At 65.5% G+C, this 16,488-nt stretch carries 11 protein-coding genes and 1 tRNA gene; all 12 read right to left on the reverse strand.

All coding sequences use genetic code 11. The features are described 5' to 3' along the window. Window positions 1–139: 139 nt before the first annotated feature. The 12 genes from ACP7EG_RS17015 to ggt all read right to left on the reverse strand — a co-directional run bounded on the left by ACP7EG_RS17015 (window position 140) and on the right by ggt (window position 16,443). Window positions 140–214 (reverse strand) — tRNA-Arg (locus tag ACP7EG_RS17015). A 246-nt stretch (window positions 215–460) separates the two neighbouring features. Further along, window positions 461–853 carry a RidA family protein gene (locus tag ACP7EG_RS17020; protein ID WP_426088825.1) on the reverse strand — a complete coding sequence of 131 codons (393 nt, stop codon included), beginning with the start codon at window positions 851–853 and terminating at the stop codon, window positions 461–463. 26 nt (window positions 854–879) lie between these two features. After that, a complete protein-coding gene (locus ACP7EG_RS17025) occupies window positions 880–2,040 on the reverse strand; it encodes an acyl-CoA dehydrogenase family protein (RefSeq protein WP_426088570.1) in 1,161 nt (386 codons plus the stop codon). Between the two features lies 1 nt (window position 2,041). Next, entirely contained in the window at window positions 2,042–2,896 is an 855-nt protein-coding gene (locus ACP7EG_RS17030; protein WP_426088571.1) for an enoyl-CoA hydratase family protein, read from the reverse strand. A gap of 2 nt (window positions 2,897–2,898) precedes the next feature. Beyond that, the gene (locus ACP7EG_RS17035; RefSeq protein ID WP_426088572.1) at window positions 2,899–3,411 is read right to left on the reverse strand and encodes a MarR family winged helix-turn-helix transcriptional regulator; all 513 of its coding nucleotides are present in this window, start codon (window positions 3,409–3,411) and stop codon (window positions 2,899–2,901) included. Between the two features lie 12 nt (window positions 3,412–3,423). Continuing rightward, a complete protein-coding gene (locus tag ACP7EG_RS17040; RefSeq protein ID WP_426088573.1) occupies window positions 3,424–4,212 on the reverse strand; it encodes an SDR family NAD(P)-dependent oxidoreductase in 789 nt (262 codons plus the stop codon). Window position 4,213: 1 nt separating this feature from the next. Further along, window positions 4,214–6,589, reverse strand: a complete 2,376-nt coding sequence (locus ACP7EG_RS17045; protein ID WP_426088574.1) for a bifunctional salicylyl-CoA 5-hydroxylase/oxidoreductase — start codon at window positions 6,587–6,589, stop codon at window positions 4,214–4,216. Continuing rightward, window positions 6,586–8,214, reverse strand: coding sequence for an AMP-binding protein (locus tag ACP7EG_RS17050; RefSeq protein ID WP_426088575.1), 1,629 nt, complete (start codon window positions 8,212–8,214; stop codon window positions 6,586–6,588). The genes ACP7EG_RS17045 and ACP7EG_RS17050 overlap by 4 nt, the downstream gene beginning before the upstream one ends. 93 nt (window positions 8,215–8,307) lie before the next feature. Beyond that, window positions 8,308–9,018, reverse strand: coding sequence for a response regulator (locus tag ACP7EG_RS17055; RefSeq protein ID WP_426088576.1), 711 nt, complete (start codon window positions 9,016–9,018; stop codon window positions 8,308–8,310). A gap of 84 nt (window positions 9,019–9,102) precedes the next feature. After that, window positions 9,103–13,308, reverse strand: a complete 4,206-nt coding sequence (locus ACP7EG_RS17060; protein WP_426088826.1) for a two-component regulator propeller domain-containing protein — start codon at window positions 13,306–13,308, stop codon at window positions 9,103–9,105. 81 nt (window positions 13,309–13,389) lie between these two features. Next, window positions 13,390–14,559, reverse strand: a complete 1,170-nt coding sequence (locus ACP7EG_RS17065) for a patatin-like phospholipase family protein (protein WP_426088577.1) — start codon at window positions 14,557–14,559, stop codon at window positions 13,390–13,392. Between the two features lie 108 nt (window positions 14,560–14,667). Beyond that, complete coding sequence (ggt, locus tag ACP7EG_RS17070) at window positions 14,668–16,443, reverse strand: gamma-glutamyltransferase (RefSeq protein ID WP_426088578.1); 1,776 nt, start codon at window positions 16,441–16,443, stop codon at window positions 14,668–14,670. Window positions 16,444–16,488 lie beyond the last annotated feature (45 nt).

Raw genomic sequence — 16,488 nt, forward strand, 5'->3', positions numbered from 1 at the left:
ACACCGCATGGTGCGCAAAACAGCTGCCGATTAGATGAATGAAGCACGCATTGTACCGATATCTCGGACTTCAATCGCTATCGACCTGTAATTGTTGCCCGCATGAAGTCAGGCTGCCGACGCGCGCTGCGTGGAAATGTGGTGTCGCCAGCAGGAATCGAACCTGCATTTAAGTCTTAGGAGGACCTTGTACTATCCATTGTACGATGGCGACACGCGCAGCGGCATTATACAGGCTGGCGCGCGCCATTGACAGCTTGCCAGGCGCGAGCATGACAGATGGCGCTCCAGCCTGTCGGAAACGATGTTGATGTGCCGTATTTCAGCACGGGCTCTTAGAACACCTATCAAAACCTACTGCGCGTCGGTATTTGCGGCCTGCGATGCTCACTGTACCTTCGTACAGTTGCGCTTCTCAGCCACAACTCCCTTCCGCTCGCGACGGTTTTGTTAGGTGTTGTTAGTCGGGCAGCACCGCCGTCACCTCGATCTCCACTCTGGCGCGATCCTCGATCAGGCCAGCCACCTGCACCGCCGTCATGGCAGGAAAGTGCTTGCCGATCAGCTCACGGTAGGCCACGCCGATTTGCGGATATGCCGCCACGTACTCCTTCTTGTCGAGCACATACCAGTTCATGCGCACGATGTGCTCGGGCAAGGCGCCCGCCTCGGCCAGCACGGCGACGATATTCTGCAGCGCCTGGCGCACCTGCCCCGCGAAATCGTCCGTGTGAAACTGGCCCTGCGCATCCCAGCCTATCATGCCGCTGACATACACCGTGCGCCCGCTGGCGGCCACGCCGTTCGCATAGCCGCGCGGCCTGGCCCATCCCGGTGGTTGCAGCACTTGCATCGTATTCTCCTCGTTATTCATGCGCTTCATGCGTCCCTCGCCTCGCGCAGCAATTCGCGCGCGATGATCAATTGCTGCACTTCGCTGGCGCCCTCGTAGATGCGCAAGGCACGAATTTCGCGGTACAGGCGCTCGACCGGATGGTCGCTGACCACGCCCATGCCGCCGAACAGTTGCACGGCAGCGTCGATCACCTGCTGCGCCGTCTCGGTGGCCGTCAGCTTGGCCATCGCCGCCTCCTTCGTCACCTTGCGGCCCTGGTCGCGCTGCCAGGCGGCGCGGTAGGTCAGCAGGGCGCAAGAGTCGATGCCGGTGGCCATCTGCGCCAGCTTGGCCTGCGTCAGCTGGAAGTCCGCCAGGGTCTGGCCGAACATCTGGCGCTTTGTCGCGTGGCGCAGCGCTTCATCGAAAGCGCGCCGCGCAAAACCCAGCGCGGCGGCGGCCACCGAGGTGCGGAACACGTCGAGTGTCGCCATCGCCACCTTGAAGCCCTGCCCCGCCTCGCCCAGGCGCTGCGACACGGGCACGCGGCAATTGGCAAAGCGCAGGCGCGCCAGCGGATGCGGCGCGATGACGGCGATGCGTTCGGCGATTTCCAGGCCAGGATTGTCGGCATCGACGATGAAGGCGCTGATGCCGCGCGCACCGGGCGCTTCGCCCGTGCGGGCGAACACCACGTAAAAATCGGCGATGCCGCCATTCGAGATCCACGTCTTTTCGCCATCGAGCACATACTCGTCGCCGTCGCGCCGCGCCGCGCACGCCATGGCCGCCACGTCGGAGCCGGCCTGCGGCTCGGACAAGGCAAAGGCGGCGATACGCTTGCCGCTGGCCACGTCCGGCAGATAGCGCGCCTTGTTCTCCAAGCTGCCGAACAGGCCGATGGCGCCGGAACCCAGGCCCTGCATGGCGAAGGCGAAATCGGCCAGGCCGTCGTGGCGCGCCAGGGTTTCGCGCATCAGGCAAATGGCGCGCGTGTCGATCTTGCCATCGGTGCCGGTGGCGTATGCCAGCCAGCCGCCCTGCCCCAGTTGCGCCACCAGCGCGCGGCAGGCTGCGTCGACGTCGGCGCCATGCGCGCCATCCAGGTGCAGTGCCGCCCAGGCATCGAGCTCAGACTCAAGCGCGGCATGGCGCGCCTCGAAAAACGGCCAGTCCAGGTAAGTGGTGTCGCGTGTACTGCTCATGTCAATCGCCTTCAAATTGCGGTTTTTCCTTCGCCACGAAGGCGTGATAGGCGCGGTGAAAATCGTTGGTGGCCATGCAAATGGCCTGCGCCTGCGCTTCCGCCTCGATGGCTTCATCGACGCCCATGTTCCACTCCTGCTGCAGCATTTTTTTTGTCATGCCGTGCGCGAAGGTGGGACCACCGGCCAGGCCGGCGGCGAACAGCTGCGCCGCTTCGCCCAATTCCTCCGGCTCGACCAGACGGTTAAGCCAGCCCCAGCGCTCGGCCTCAGGTCCCGGCAAGGAACGGCCCGTGTACAACAGTTCGGCGGCGCGGCCCTGGCCGATTACGCGCGGCAGCAAGGCGCAGGCACCCATGTCGCAGCCGGCCAGGCCCACGCGGGTAAACAGGAAAGCCGTCTTGCTGCGCGCCGTGCCGATGCGGATATCGGAGGCCAGCGCCAGCATGGCGCCGGCGCCCGCGCAAATGCCGTCGATGGCGGCGATGATGGGCTGCGGGCAGGCGCGCATGGCTTTCACCACGTCGCCCGTCATGCGCGTAAACGCCAACAGGCCGGGCATGTCGAGCTGCGTCAGCGGGCCGATGATGTCGTGCACGTCGCCGCCCGAGCAGAAATTGCCACCACTGCCAGTGATCACCACGGCCTTGACGTCGTCTGCATGCGCCAGAGCGCGGAACAGCTCACGCAATTCCGCATACGAATCGAAGGTGAGCGGATTCTTGCGCTCGGGCCGGTGCAGGGTCAAGGTGGCGACGCCTGCGTCGACGGAAAACAGAAAATGCCGCGCGGCGTAATGACCCAAGCTGGCGCGGTTGCCTGGCAGGTCTTGCCGCTGGCCGGGTAGGTGACGCATGCTCAGTCCTTTATGGAAATGTCATTCAACTGCTGTTTCATGTGCGACAGCAGGTCGATCAATCGGGTTTTGTCGTCCGGCGTCACGCCGTGCAGCAGTTCGGCGATCCAGCCTTCGTGCACGCGCGCCATCTCGTCGAAGGCGCGCCGGCCGGCCGGCGTCAGCTTGACGCTGTACGAGCGGCGGTCCTTCGGGTCGACCACGCGCAGCACCAGTTTTTCCTGCTCCAGCTGGTCGGTGATGCCCGTGATATTGCCGCCCGTGACCATCATGCGCTTGGACAGTTCGCCCATGCGCAAGCCTTCGGGAAAGCGCTCGAGCTGCGCCATCAGATCGAAGCGGGGCAAGGTGATGCCAAAGCTGGCGCGCAAGCGCGTGCGTACCTCGTTTTCGATTTTCACCGTGCACGAAAGCATGCGCAGCCACAGCTTGAGCGACTGGTGGTGGTCCTGCGTCAGGCGGCTGGCCAGGTCCAGCACCGGTTCGTCCTGCGGGAGGTCGCGTTCATTGTCCATTTTATCCATTGTCTACATGACTTCACCGCCGGCGACGGCGATCGATTGTCCATTCATGGCAGCCGACGCGGGCAGGCATAGCCAGGCCACCGCATCGGCCACTTCCTGCGGCTGCACCAGCCGCTGCTGCGGATTGCCAGCCGCCAGTTCCGCGCGCGCCGCGTCTTCGCCGCGCCCCGTCTTGCGCACGATGTTCTGCACGGCCTGCACCACCATCTCCGTTTCCGTGTAACCGGGGCAGACGGCGTTGACGGTGACGCCGCGCGGCGCCACTTCCAGCGCCAGTGCGCGCGTCAGGCCGATCACCCCGTGCTTGGCGGCGACATAGGCGCTGACATAGCGGTAGCCTTTCAGGCCCGCCGTCGACGCCACGTTGACGATGCGTCCCCAGCCCGCTTCCAGCATGGCCGGCATGGCCGCCTGGCAGCAGTGAAACACGCCCGTCAAGTTCACGGCCAGCATCTGCTGCCAGATGGCGGCATCCGTCTTGCCGAATGGCGCCGCGTGCGCCTGGCCCGCGTTATTGATCAATATATCGATGCGGCCGAAATGCGCGGCAGCCTGCGCGAAGCCCGCCTGCACGGACGCCTCCACGCTCACGTCGAGCACGCAGATGGCCACCCTGCCCGCGTGACCGCCCTCTTCCAGCTGCATGCGCGCGCGCGCCAACCGCGCGCCGTCGCGCCCGGCCAGGGTGACCCTGGCGCCCGCGTCCAGCAAGGCGCCCGCGCAGGCCAGGCCGATGCCGCTGCCGGCGCCCGTCACCAACGCATGCTTGTCCTTCAATGCTTGCGTCTTCATGTCATCCTTCCAGCAGCCGCGCAGCCACCTGTTGCGGGGTGAGGCCCGTGTTGGCGGCGGCCAGTTGGCGCTCGCGCTGCAGATTGCGTTCCAGTTGCAGCTGCGCCGGCCGGTACTGCTTCGGCCAAGTTGCACCGGCGCCGCTGTAGCCGATGCGCGCCGTCTCCGTCAGGGTCCATGCCGGGTTGGCCAGGTGCGGCCGGCCCACGGCGCACAGGTCGGCGCGCCCGGCGGCGATGATGCTGTTGGCGTGGTCGGCTTCAAAAATCGAGCCGACGGCCATGCTGGCGATGCCGGCTTCATTGCGCACGCGGTCGGCGAACGGCGCCTGGAACATGCGCCCGTACACGGGCTGTTCGAGTTTACTGACCTGGCCCGAGGAACAGTCGATCAGGTCGGCGCCGGCCTGCTTGAACAGGCGCGCGATGACGACTGCATCGTCGGGGGTGATGCCACCTTCGACCCAGTCGTGGGCCGAGATGCGCACACTCATCGGTTTATCCTGCGGCCAGGCGGCGCGCATGGCGCGAAACACGCGCAGCGGATAGCGGCAGCGGTTTTCCAGGCTGCCGCCATACTCGTCCGTGCGGCGGTTGGTCAGCGGCGAGATAAAACTCGACAGCAGATAGCCATGCGCGCAATGCAGTTCCAGCCAGTCGAAACCGGCGACGGCCGCGGCCAGGGTGGCGCGCACGAAGTCCTGCTCGATGCGCGCCAGGTCGCTTTCCGTGGCCGCGCGCGCCACCTGCGACACGCCGGCCAGATACTGCTGGCTAGACGCCGCCAGCAGCGGCCAGTTATCCTGCGTCAAAGGCAGGTCGATGCCGTCCCACATGGGCCGCGTCGAGCCTTTCGCCCCCGCGTGCCCCAGCTGCAAGGCGATCTTCGCATCGCTGTTGGCATGCACGAAATCGACGATGCGCCGCCAGGCCTGCGTGTGCGCTTCGCTGTACATGCCGGGGCAGGCGGGCGTGATGCGCGCATCGGCCGACACGCACGTCATCTCGGCAAACACGAGTCCCGCGCCGCCCATGGCGCGCGCGCCCAGGTGCATCAGATGGTAGTCGCCCGCCACGCCATCGACGGCGCTGTACTGCGCCATCGGCGAGACGGCGATGCGGTTTTTCAGCAGCACGCCGCGCAGCCGGAAGGGCGTGAGCATGGGCGGCAAAGCCTCGTCCCGCATTTCCACGCCAGCCTGTTCGCCCGCGCGCCGCGCCAGCCACCGTTCGTAATCGGCCAAATACGCTGGATCGCGCAGGCGCAGGTTTTCATGCGAAATTCGCTGGCTGCGCGTGAGCATGGAATAGGCGAACTGCGGCGCTTCCATGGCGCTGTAGCGCTCGACATTTTCAAACCACTCCATGGAATTGCGCGCCGCGCTCTGGATTTTCAGCACCTCGATGGCGCGCAGCTGCTGGTAGGCGGTCAGCGCAGCATCGGTATCGGTATGCTGGCCGAAGCAGCGTGCCAGCTCGATGGCGTCTTCCAGCGCCAGCTTGGTGCCGGAACCGATCGAGTAATGCGCCGTGTGGGCCGCGTCGCCCATCAGCACGACGGGCACGCCATCGTGCCGGTGCACCCATTGCCGGCAAACGATGCGCGGGAAGGTGATCCACTGCGCCGAGCCGCGCAAGTGCGGCGAATTGCTCAGCAAACCTTGGCCATCGAGTTCCTCGGCGAACAGCGCTTCGCAAAAGGCGATACCCTGTTCCTGGCTCATGGCATCGAGGCCTGCGGCGCGCCACACGTGTTCCGGCGTTTCGACGATGAAGGTCGAAGTATCGCCGTCATATTGATAGATATGCGCCTGGAACCAGCCGTGTGGCGTCTGGCGGAAGGCAAACGTGAAGGCCTCGAATTTCTTGCGCGTGCCCAGCCAGACGAAGCGGCAATGGCGCTGGTCGATCTCGGGCTGGTAGCTGGCCGCATAGCGCGTACGGATGCGGCTGTTCAAGCCGTCGCTGGCGATCACCAGCTCGGCGCCGTACTGCTTCGCGATGGCCTGGTCGTCCTGCACCTCCGTCTCGAACACCAGTTGCACGCCAAGTTCCTCGCAGCGCGCCTGCAAAATATTGAGCAGGCGCTTGCGGCCGATACCGCAAAAACCATGGCCACCGGAACGCACGGTCGCGCCCTTGAAGTGGATCTCGATATCGTCCCAGTGGTTGAACGCCTGCAGGATGGCGCGCGCCGTCGGCTCGTCCGCGTTGGTCAGGTTGCCCAGGGTCTGGTCGGAAAACACCACGCCCCAGCCAAACGTGTCGTACGGGCGGTTACGCTCGATGACGGTGATGCGGTGATCCGGGTTCTGCTTTTTCATGAGCAGGCTGAAATACAGGCCGGCGGGACCGCCGCCGATGCAGACGATATTCATGGGGTGTCCGTGCGAAGTTTGAAGCGCTGCAGCTTGCCCGTTTCCGTGCGCGGCAGGGAAGGCAGAAAGCGGATGGCGCGCGGATATTTATACGGGGCGATCTGCTGGCGCACGAAATCCTGCAGTTCGGCTGCCAGCAGGTCACTGGGTTGAAAACCGTCCTTCAGCACCACGTGCGCTTCGACGATCTGGCCACGCTCGGCATCGGCGCGCCCGACCACACCGCACTCGGCCACGGCCGGATGGCGCAGCAGCGCCTCTTCCACCTCCGGGCCGGCGATGTTGTAGCCGGCCGAGACGATCATGTCGTCGCTGCGCGAGCGGTAATAGAAATAACCGTCGGCATCCATCTCGAAGGTGTCGCCCGTCAGGTTCCAGCCGTTCTGTACGTACTCGCGCTGGCGCGGGTCGGACAGGTAGCGGCAACCGGTGGGGCCTTTCACGGCCAGGCGGCCCGTCACGCCGGGCGGCTGCGGCACGCCGGCGTCGTCGACGATGCATGCCTGGTAGCCGGGAATGGCCTTGCCGATGGCGCCGCGGCGGATGCCCTCGCCGGTGGCGGAGATGAAGATGTGCAGCATCTCGGTGGCGCCGATGCCGTCCGTCATGGCCAGTCCCGTCGCGGCCTGCCAGGCGTCGCGCGTGGCCAGCGGCAGCGCCTCGCCGGCCGAGACGGAAAGTCGCAGGCTGCGCAGCTCGTGCTGCGCGGCCAGGGGCGCCATCTGGCGGTAAAAGGTGGGCGCCGTGAAGCAGATCGTGGCGTGATAGGCGCCGATGGCGCGCAGCAGACCCTCGGGCGTGAGTTTTTCCAGCAGCACGGCGCAAGCGCCAAAGCGCAGGGGGAACAGCAGCAGTCCGCCCAGGCCGAAAGTGAAGGCCAGCGGCGGCGTGCCGATGAAGATATCGTCGGCGCGCACCTGCAGCATGGAGCGGGGAAAGCAGTCGCAGATGGCCAGCAGGTCGCGCTGCATGTGCATGGTGCCCTTGGGGACGCCCGTCGTGCCCGAGGTAAAGCTGATCAGGCAAACGTCGTCGGCCGCCGTGTCGTGCGCAGGAAAAGGGACGGGCGGGGTGGCGTGAACTGCCATGCGCTGTTCCAGTTCCGCGTCGTCGGCGCCAAAACACAGCATGGTCGGTAAGCCGGGCAAGCCATCGAGTTCCCCGCTCAAGCCCTGCGCGCACAGCACGGCGTTTACTTCCGCCTTGAGGATAATAGTGGACAGTTCACGCGCGCGCAGCAGCGGCATGGTGGGCACGGCGATGCAGCCGGCCTTCAGCACGGCCAGCAGGCAGGCGGCCATCATCGGGGTATTTGCGCCGCGCAGCAGCACGCGGTTGCCGGGGATCAGGCGCAGGTCGGCCTGCAACACGTGGGCGATGCGGTCGACCTGGCGCGCCAGCTGCGCGTAAGTCCAGCGCTGGCCGTCGGCAAGGATGGCGGTGCGCTCGCCGCCACCGCTGGCGACAGCCGCATCGAGCAGCACGGCAACACAATTGAGACGGGGCGGATACTGCAGCTCTGGCAAGTCCAGGCACAGTTGCGGCCAGAGTGCGCGCGGCGGCAAGTGGGCGCGCGCAAAGTCGTCCTGGGGAGATGCGGTGCTGGGCGAAGGGTCGCTGCTCATGCTCATCCTGGCTGGTAGCGGGCGCGTGCACATGGCCCGGAAGCAGATACTTTAAACCTAAAGTATTTTCCCGGCAAGCGGAAAACAGCAGATTCAGTCAGGGCCGTCCTGCTGGCGCAGCAGGCGCGCCTGCTGCGACACGCTGCGTGCCAGCGCAGCCAGGGCCGCCTGTATCTGGCCGCCATCGAGCACCGATGCCTGCAGCAGGGCCATCATGCCGGCCTCCGCGCCATGCAAACCCAGGGTGCGGCAACCGAGGTGCAGCCGTTCCAGCTGCTGGCGCGCCTGGGCCGGTTCGCCGCGCGCCAGCAAGGCGTCGACCTGTTCGCTGGCGGCGCCGACCTGCCCCTGGAAACCCGTCAGATACGCCAGCAGGCGTTCGCTGTCGATGCCGAGGCGCTGCAAGGTGTCGCGCGGCGCCTCGGCCGGCAATGCGGAGATGTCGAAGCAGGCGTCGATATGCTGGCGCACCTGCTCCGGCTGGAAGGGCTTGACGATGTAGCCTGCGGCACCGGCCTGCACGGCGTCACGCACCGTATCCTGGTCATTCGCCGACGACACCAGCACCAGCGGCATGGCGTCGAGCGTGCTGTCGGAGCGGATTTTCTGCAGCAGCTCCATGCCGGACAGGCGCGGCATGCGCAAATCGCAAAAGCACAGCGACGGGCGCAAGCCCCCTTCGAGCTGCTCCCACGCCGCCGCGCCATCTTCGGCCTCCACGATATCGTGCACGCCGCAGCTGTCGATCAGATGCATCAATACCATGCGCGACACGACATCATCGTCAACCACCAGTACTTTCATTGCTTTCTCCATTGCCGGCAGCGTCGGGGCCTGGCCGTATTCTACCCAGTTTCGCCGCGCGCTCCATGGCCGGCATTGCCTATTTTACATTTCCTTGCCCGAAACGGCTATTTGCGCCAACAGTGCGCGCAATTGCGGCAAATGCAAGGCCACCTGCGTCCAGCGCCCAGCGTCCGCCGCCTCTTCCATTTCCGTGCACAGCATATGCAGCTGCGTTTCATCGAGATAGGCGGCGCTGCCCTTCAAGCCGTGCAGCAGGCGCCCGGCGTTGTCCCTGTCCTGCGCCGCCAGGGCGGCGTCGAGTTCGCGCAGGCGCCCCTCCAGGTCGGCGACGAAGGCGACGCGGATGCGCCGTTGCAGTTCACCGCTGCGGATGGACTGGGAGGGTGCCGCGACGGGGGCAGCCGGCGCGATGCCGAACAGGGCATCGAGTTCGGCCTGCCCCCGCGCGCTGGCGCGCGGCACGTTCGACGGCATGCGCGGCAACATGAAACCGCGCTGCAGCTGGCGCTCGATGGCGCGCGCCAGCAAGGCATGCAGCGCCGCCTCGTCGACGGGTTTGCTGAGGAAATCATCCATGCCGACGCCAAGATAGCGGCTGCGGTCTTCCTCACTGGCATTCGCCGTCAGGGCCACGATCATCAGTTCCTGGTCGCGCACGGGCTGGTCCGGCCAGCCGCCCACGCGGATCAATCGCGTCGCCGTGGCGCCGTCCATCTCCGGCATGCGCCCGTCCATCAGAATCAGGTCATAGCGCGTATGCACGCAGGCCGCCACCGCCAGCACGCCGTTGGCGACCACATCGACCCGGTGTCCCAGGTCTTCCAGCATGACGCGGATGATGATCTGGTTGGTGGGGAAGTCTTCCGCGCACAGCACGCGCAACTGGTGGCTGTGCGGCGCCAGCGCCACCTGCGGCAACAGCGGCGGCGCCACGCCATCGGCCAGCGGCAAGGTGAAGGCGAAGGTGCTGCCCTGCCCCGGCGTGCTGGCCACCTCGATCTCGCCCTGCATCAGTTCAACCAGCTGGCGGCAGATCGCCAGGCCCAGCCCCGTGCCGCCGTAGCGCCGCGTGGTGCTGGCGTCGGCCTGCTCGAACTTCTGGAACAGGCGGGCCAACGCGTCCGCATCGATGCCGATGCCGCTGTCGCTGACGGTAAAGCGGATCAGGTTGACACGGTGCCCGTCGCTGCCACTGGCCACGCCGGCCCGCTCGACGCATACGCTGACGCCGCCGCGCTGAGTGAACTTGAAGGCATTGCCGACCAGGTTGACCAGCACCTGGCGCAAACGGGTCGGGTCGCCCACCACGAAGGCCGGCAAGTCGGGCGCAAAATCGATGGCAAAACCGATGCTGCGCGCGGCCGCCTGCTCCTCGAACAGGCTGACGACCGTCTCGATGGCCGCACCGAGCGCGAAGTCGATATTCTCGATACTCAGCTTGCCCGCCTCGATCTTGGAAAAATCGAGCAAGTCATTGATGATCACCAGCAGCGACTGGGCATTGGCCTGGCCGCGCAATATCTGCTCGCGCGTGGCATCGTGCAGCTGCTCGTCGCGCAGGGCAAAACCCAGCATGCCGATCACACCGGCCAGCGGCGTGCGCATCTCGTGGCTCATGTTGGCCAAAAATTCCGACTTCTGGCGCGTCGCATCCTCGGCCTTGCGCTTGGCCAGGCGCAGGCTTTCCTCATTTTTCGTCAGACTGCTGTTGACTTGCGCCAGCTTTTCCGACTGGGCCAGCACTTCGATTTCCTTGCTCTGCAACTCGGCCGTGCGTTCACCGACCAGTTTTGCCAGCTCGTTCTGCTGGCGCCGCAGCGCGCGCACGCGCTGGCGGTAAGCGCCATACACGGCGCCCAGCAGCAGCGCCGCCATCAGGGTACGGAACCACCAGGTTTTCCAGAACGGCGGCAGGATCGTGATGGCCAAGGTGGCGCCGCTCTCGTTCCACACGCCGTCCTTGTTGGCCGCCTTGACGCGAAACACATAATTGCCCGCATCGAGGTTGGTATAGGTGGCAAAGCGCCGCCCCGCATCCGTCATGACCCAGTCCTGGTCGAAGCCCTCGAGCCGATAGGCGAACATATTGCGCTGGGGGGCCGCGAAATGCAGGGCCGCGAATTCCAGCGAAAAGACGCTTTCGCGGCTGGTCAGCACCAGTTGGCGCGCATGGTCGATCGCCGTCCTGAGCACGTGCGCGAATTCGCCGCGGCCGACGGCCACCGGCTTGTTGAAGATCTGCAGCTCCGTGATGGCCACCAGCGGCGGCACGCGGTTGTCGTGGATATCTTGCGGCACGAACGCCGTCATGCCGTTAAAACCACCGAAATACATGGTCCCATCGGCCGCGCGCAGCGCCGCGCCATCGAAGTACGAGCCTTCCACCGTGCCATCGGCGCTGTCGTAGTTGCGGAACAGGCCACTGCGCATGTCGAGCCGCGTGATGCCGCTATTCGTGCTCAGCCACAGTTGCTCGTTATCGTCGCCCAGGATGCTGGCGACGGCATCGTCGGCCATGCCATCCTTGCGCAGGAAGCGCCGGAAGCGGATTTCGCCCTTCGCATCGACATCCATGCGGTTCAAGCCATTGGCCGTGCCCACCCACAGCACGCCGCGCTTGTCCTCGTGCAGGAAATGCACTTCGTCGTGGCTGAGGCTATGCGGGTTTTGCGGATCATGGCGGAAATGCCGGAACTGGCCGCTGGCGCGGTCCAGCAAATCGAGGCCGTGGAAAGAACCTATCCACAGGCGCCCCTTGCCGTCTTCCAGCACGGGCCGCACCATGTTGTCGGACAGGCTGTTCGGGTTGGCCGGATCGTGGCGGTAGGTAGTAAAGGCCCGGCTGGCGGGGTCGAAACGGTGCACGCCGCCCCGCGTCGAGACCCACAGCATGCCGCTGCGGTCGCTCACGATATTGCGGATGGTGTCGCTGTTCGGATCGCCGGCGGCAAAGCGCATGGTAAAAAAACGCCCGAGTGCCGGATCGAAGCGGTGCAAGCCCGTCGAGCCGCCCACCCACAGCACGCCGTCAGGCGCCTTGTACAGGGTGGTCACCTGCTCGTCGCGCGACATGCCGGGCGAACTGCGCAGGTCGAACAGGCGCGAGCTGCCGTCGCGCGTATCGTACAGTTTCAAGCCGCCCTTGGTGGCCAGCCACAGCTTGCCATTGCCCGCGTCGGCCACGGCGCGCACTTTCTTGTCCGCCAATGCGCCCACATCGCCTGGCGCCCGCGCCATGCGCGAAAAGCCGCCGCTGCCCAGATCGACCCGGCTCACGCCGTTGTACCAGGAGCCGACCCAGAAGGTACCGGCGCGGTCGCGGTACAGCGCCGACAGCTGGTTGTCGGCGACGCTGAATTTGTCGCCCGTCTGGTGCCGGTACTGCAGGAAGGTATCGCTCTCGGGCAGCCAGCGGAACAGGCCATCGGCATTGCTGCCCAGCCAGACGGTGGCGTCGATATCCTGGTACAGGCTGGCGACGCGGATGGCGGAAAAGCCCTGTTTTTCATTCAGGCGCAGGCGCGACTGCGGTGCCTGGCCGGCGCCGCCCAGGCGCCAGCGCTCGGCGCCGGCCATGGTGCCTATCCACAGATTCTGCTGGCGGTCCACCAGCAGCGACTGGATCACGTTGTACTTCGAACCGGGCTCCGTATCGACGGCGAAATGCTCGAAGCGATCGCTGCCCGGCGCCAGCATGTCCAGGCCCGTGACGGTGCCTATCCACAGGCGCTGTTGCGCGTCCAGCGCCAGTGCCTTGATTTCATTGTCACCCAGGCTGTGCGGATTGCCCTCTTCATGGTGCCAGGTGCGGAAAGCGCCCGTGGCGGGGTCGAAATGCTGCAAGCCGTCCGAGGTGGCGATCCAGAAGCCGCGCGCGCCATCGTCAAGAATGGCGTGAATATGCCGGTTGCCGTTGCCGCGCTTGCTCTTTTCGGCCGGGACGTAGTGAATGAAGGTCTGGCTGGCGGCATCGAAGCGGTCCAGGCCGTTGTCGGTGCCGACCCACAGCTGGCCCTGGCTATCGACATGCAGTTCGCCGACCCAGTTGTCGGCCAGGCTGGTCTTGTCGCCCTCGATATTCTTGTAGACGACCATGCGATAGCCGTCGTAGCGGCTCAGGCCAGACTGGCTGCCGAACCACATATAGCCCTGCCGGTCCTGGGCGATGGCCAGCACCGATTCCTGCGCCAGGCCCTGTTCCACGCTGAGCTGATCGAAACGCAGGGTGGGTGCGGGCGCCGCCGCGGCCGGGCCGCCCGGCAGCAGCAACGACAACAGCAATACCACTTCGCAAACACGTCGAAATACCAGCACAATCGTCCTGTCAAAAAAAACGCGAAAAACCCGCACACCGCTCCAAGGGCCGTCTCAAGAACCAAAAAACGCCAGTACATCGTCCTTGCGGGCCTGCGTATCGCGCTGTCCAAGACGGATCAGCTCGTTAGTATACGTCGATTCGAACAATAAATACGATGCCAGCGCAGCGCCGCGCGCTTCAGCCGCGCCGATGCCCGACAACATGGTGCGGATGGGACGCGGCAAACTGCCGATATGCCGGCTGGCGATGGCGTCGAGCCGTTCGGACGGCGCGATGACCAGCAATTCCACGGGCCGCAAGGCGGTCTTGCCCAGCAACTCGGGCGGCAGCATCGACAGGGTCAGGTTGATGCGGTTCAGGCGTTCGATGTCGACGGCCAGGCCATCGAGGAAGATCGACGACAGCGCGTGCCCGGCGATCTGCGCCAGGCTGGGGTAGCGCGCCGCTTCGGCCGCGGCGGGCGCCGGTTCCGTCATGCGCCCCGCCCCCACCACCAGCACCTTGTTCGCCCCCAGGTGGATGGCCGGCGAGATCGGCGCCAGCTGGCGCATGGAACCGTCGCCACAGTATTCGCGCTGGCCACCGATATACAGGGGCACGGCGGGAAAAATAAAAGGGATGGCGGCCGAGGCGAGCAAGTGTTCCACACCGATCTGGTCTTGCAAGGCCAGCCGCTGCGTGCGCACCCAGGGCGCGATCTCGGCCCCCGTCTGGTAAAACGTCATGTGGCGGCTGCCCGAATACGACGACGCCGTCACGGCCAGCGCATGCAGCAACCCATCGGCCAGCGCCGCGTCCAGGCGCGGCAGGTCGAGCATGCGGTGCAGCAGGCTGACCAGCGGGGTATTGTCGAGCAGGGAATTGGGCGGCGAGGCATGCCACTGGCGCAGCAGCCAGCCAAACGACAGCAGCGACAGCCAGCGCGCGCCCGAACGGATCACGCCCAGCGAATCGGCGCGGTAGACTTGCTCGACCTGGATATGCTGCCACACGTCGAGCAGCTTTTGCACGCCTTCGCCGAAATTGTCGGCGCGGCAGGCCAGCGCCGTGGCGTTGATGGCGCCGGCCGAGGTGCCGCAAATGATGTCGAACGGATTACGCGCCGGCGCCCAGCCCGCTTCCCACAATATCGCCGAAATTGCCTGCAGCACGCCCACCTGGTAGGCGGCACGGGCGCCCCCTCCCGTGAGTATCAAGCCTGTTTTATTTTGTATTCCCATGCCGGCAGATTAGCAGGGTCTTGATACTTTGTGGAAAAGATTCGGGGTCAGACCCGTTGGGTCTGACCCCAGCTTTTTCCTTTGGGCTAAACAGTAGTAATCAAAAAATCAATCGCCTCGAACCATGCCTTCACGGCGTGGATCGGCGCCCCCAAACCAGAAATCCTTGCCGTGCGCATTCAGGCGCATGATGCCCTGCAAGCCGGAATTCTGTTCGATGACGCGTACCTCGTGGCCCAGCGCTTGCAGCGCCTCGACCTGGGCGGCAGGCGCGCGGCCCTTTTCCAGCTCCGTCGGGCCATTGCGGCTGCCAAAGTTCGGCAGGTTGATGGCTTGCTGCACGTTCAAGCCCCAGTCCATGGTGCCGACCAGCACCTTGGCGACATAATTGATGATGGAAGAGCCACCGGGCGAACCCGTCGCCAGCACCAGCTTGTGCGTGCCCTTTTCAAACACGAGGGTGGGCGACATGGCGCTGCGCGGGCGCTTGCCCGCTTCGACACGGTTGGCGATGGGGCCATCGGCATCGCGCGAATCGAACGAGAAATCCGTCAGCTGGTTGTTCAGCAAAAAGCCGTCGACCATCTGGCGCGAGCCGAACGCGTCTTCCACGCTGGTGGTCATCGACAGGCCGCCCCCAAAAGCGTCCACCGCCACCAGGTGCGACGTCGACGGGCGCTGCAGTGCGTTGTCCATGCCCCACGCCACCTGCATGCCGGGCGGCGTGCCGGGCAAGGCTTTCACCATGGATTTGTCGCCGATCAGCGAGGCGCGCTGTGCCAAATAGGTTTTATCCAGCATCGAGGCGATGCCCTTGCCGGGCAGCGGCACGAAGTCCGTGTCGGCCACGTAGCGGTTGCGGTCCGCGTAAGCCAGGCGCCCCGCTTCCGAGAACAGGTGGATGGCCTGCGCATCGAGCACGCCGTCGACGGGCGCATACGGGCCGATATTCTTCACTTCCAGGATGCCCAGCATCTGCGCGATGGCGATGCCGCCCGACGATGGCGGCGGCATGCCGCACACGGTCCAGGCCTTGTAATCGCTGCACACGGGCTCGCGCACCTTGGCACGGTAGCCGGCGATGTCTGCCGCCGTCAGCTTGCCCGGATTGGTGGGATGCGACGCCACCTTCGCGGCGATGTCGCGCGCGATGCGGCCCTGGTAAAAAGCGTCGGCGCCGCCGCGGGCGATTTCGCGCAGGGTGCGCGCCAGCTGCGGGTTTTTCAGCACATGGCCGACAGGCCAGGCCTTGCCGTCCTGGTCATAGAAATACGCGGCGGCGACAGGGTCGCGCTTCAGGGCCTGGTCCCAGTTCAACAGGCCGTTGAGGCGCTGGCTGACGGGAAAGCCGCCGTGCGCCAGGCGGATGGCGGGGCCGAACAGGGTCGCCCACGGCAGCTTGCCATGCTCCTTGTGCGCCAGTTCCAGCATGCGCAGCACGCCCGGCGCGCCCACGGAACGCCCGCCCACCACGCCGGTGGCGCGCGAGACGGGACTGCCGTCGGCGTTCTGGAACAGGTGTTCATCGGCGGCGGCGGGCGCCGTTTCGCGTCCGTCGAAGGCTTGTAAGCCCTTGGCGCTGGAGTACAGCAAAAAGGCGCCGCCGCCGATGCCCGACGACTGCGGTTCGACCAGGGTCAGCACCAACTGCGTGGCGATGGCTGCGTCGATGGCGCTGCCGCCTTTTTTCAGCATCTGGTAGCCGGCATCGGCGGCCAGCGGATTGGCGGCGGCGACCATGAATTTTTGCGCCGCCCAACCACTTTTTTCCGCATACGCGGTGGCGATTTCGGGCGCCTTTTGCGGCACTTCAGCAAATACGGGATTGGCAGCCAGAGCTCCCAGCAAGGTCAGGCTCAGTGCCAGCGGCTTCAATGTGATCATGGATTCTCCGATAAAAAAAGGGCGCACAGCCGAGCAAGGCTGTAC

The sequence above is a fragment of the Janthinobacterium sp. PSPC1-1 genome, assembly GCF_049897625.1.
Classification (GTDB): domain Bacteria; phylum Pseudomonadota; class Gammaproteobacteria; order Burkholderiales; family Burkholderiaceae_D; genus Janthinobacterium; species Janthinobacterium tructae.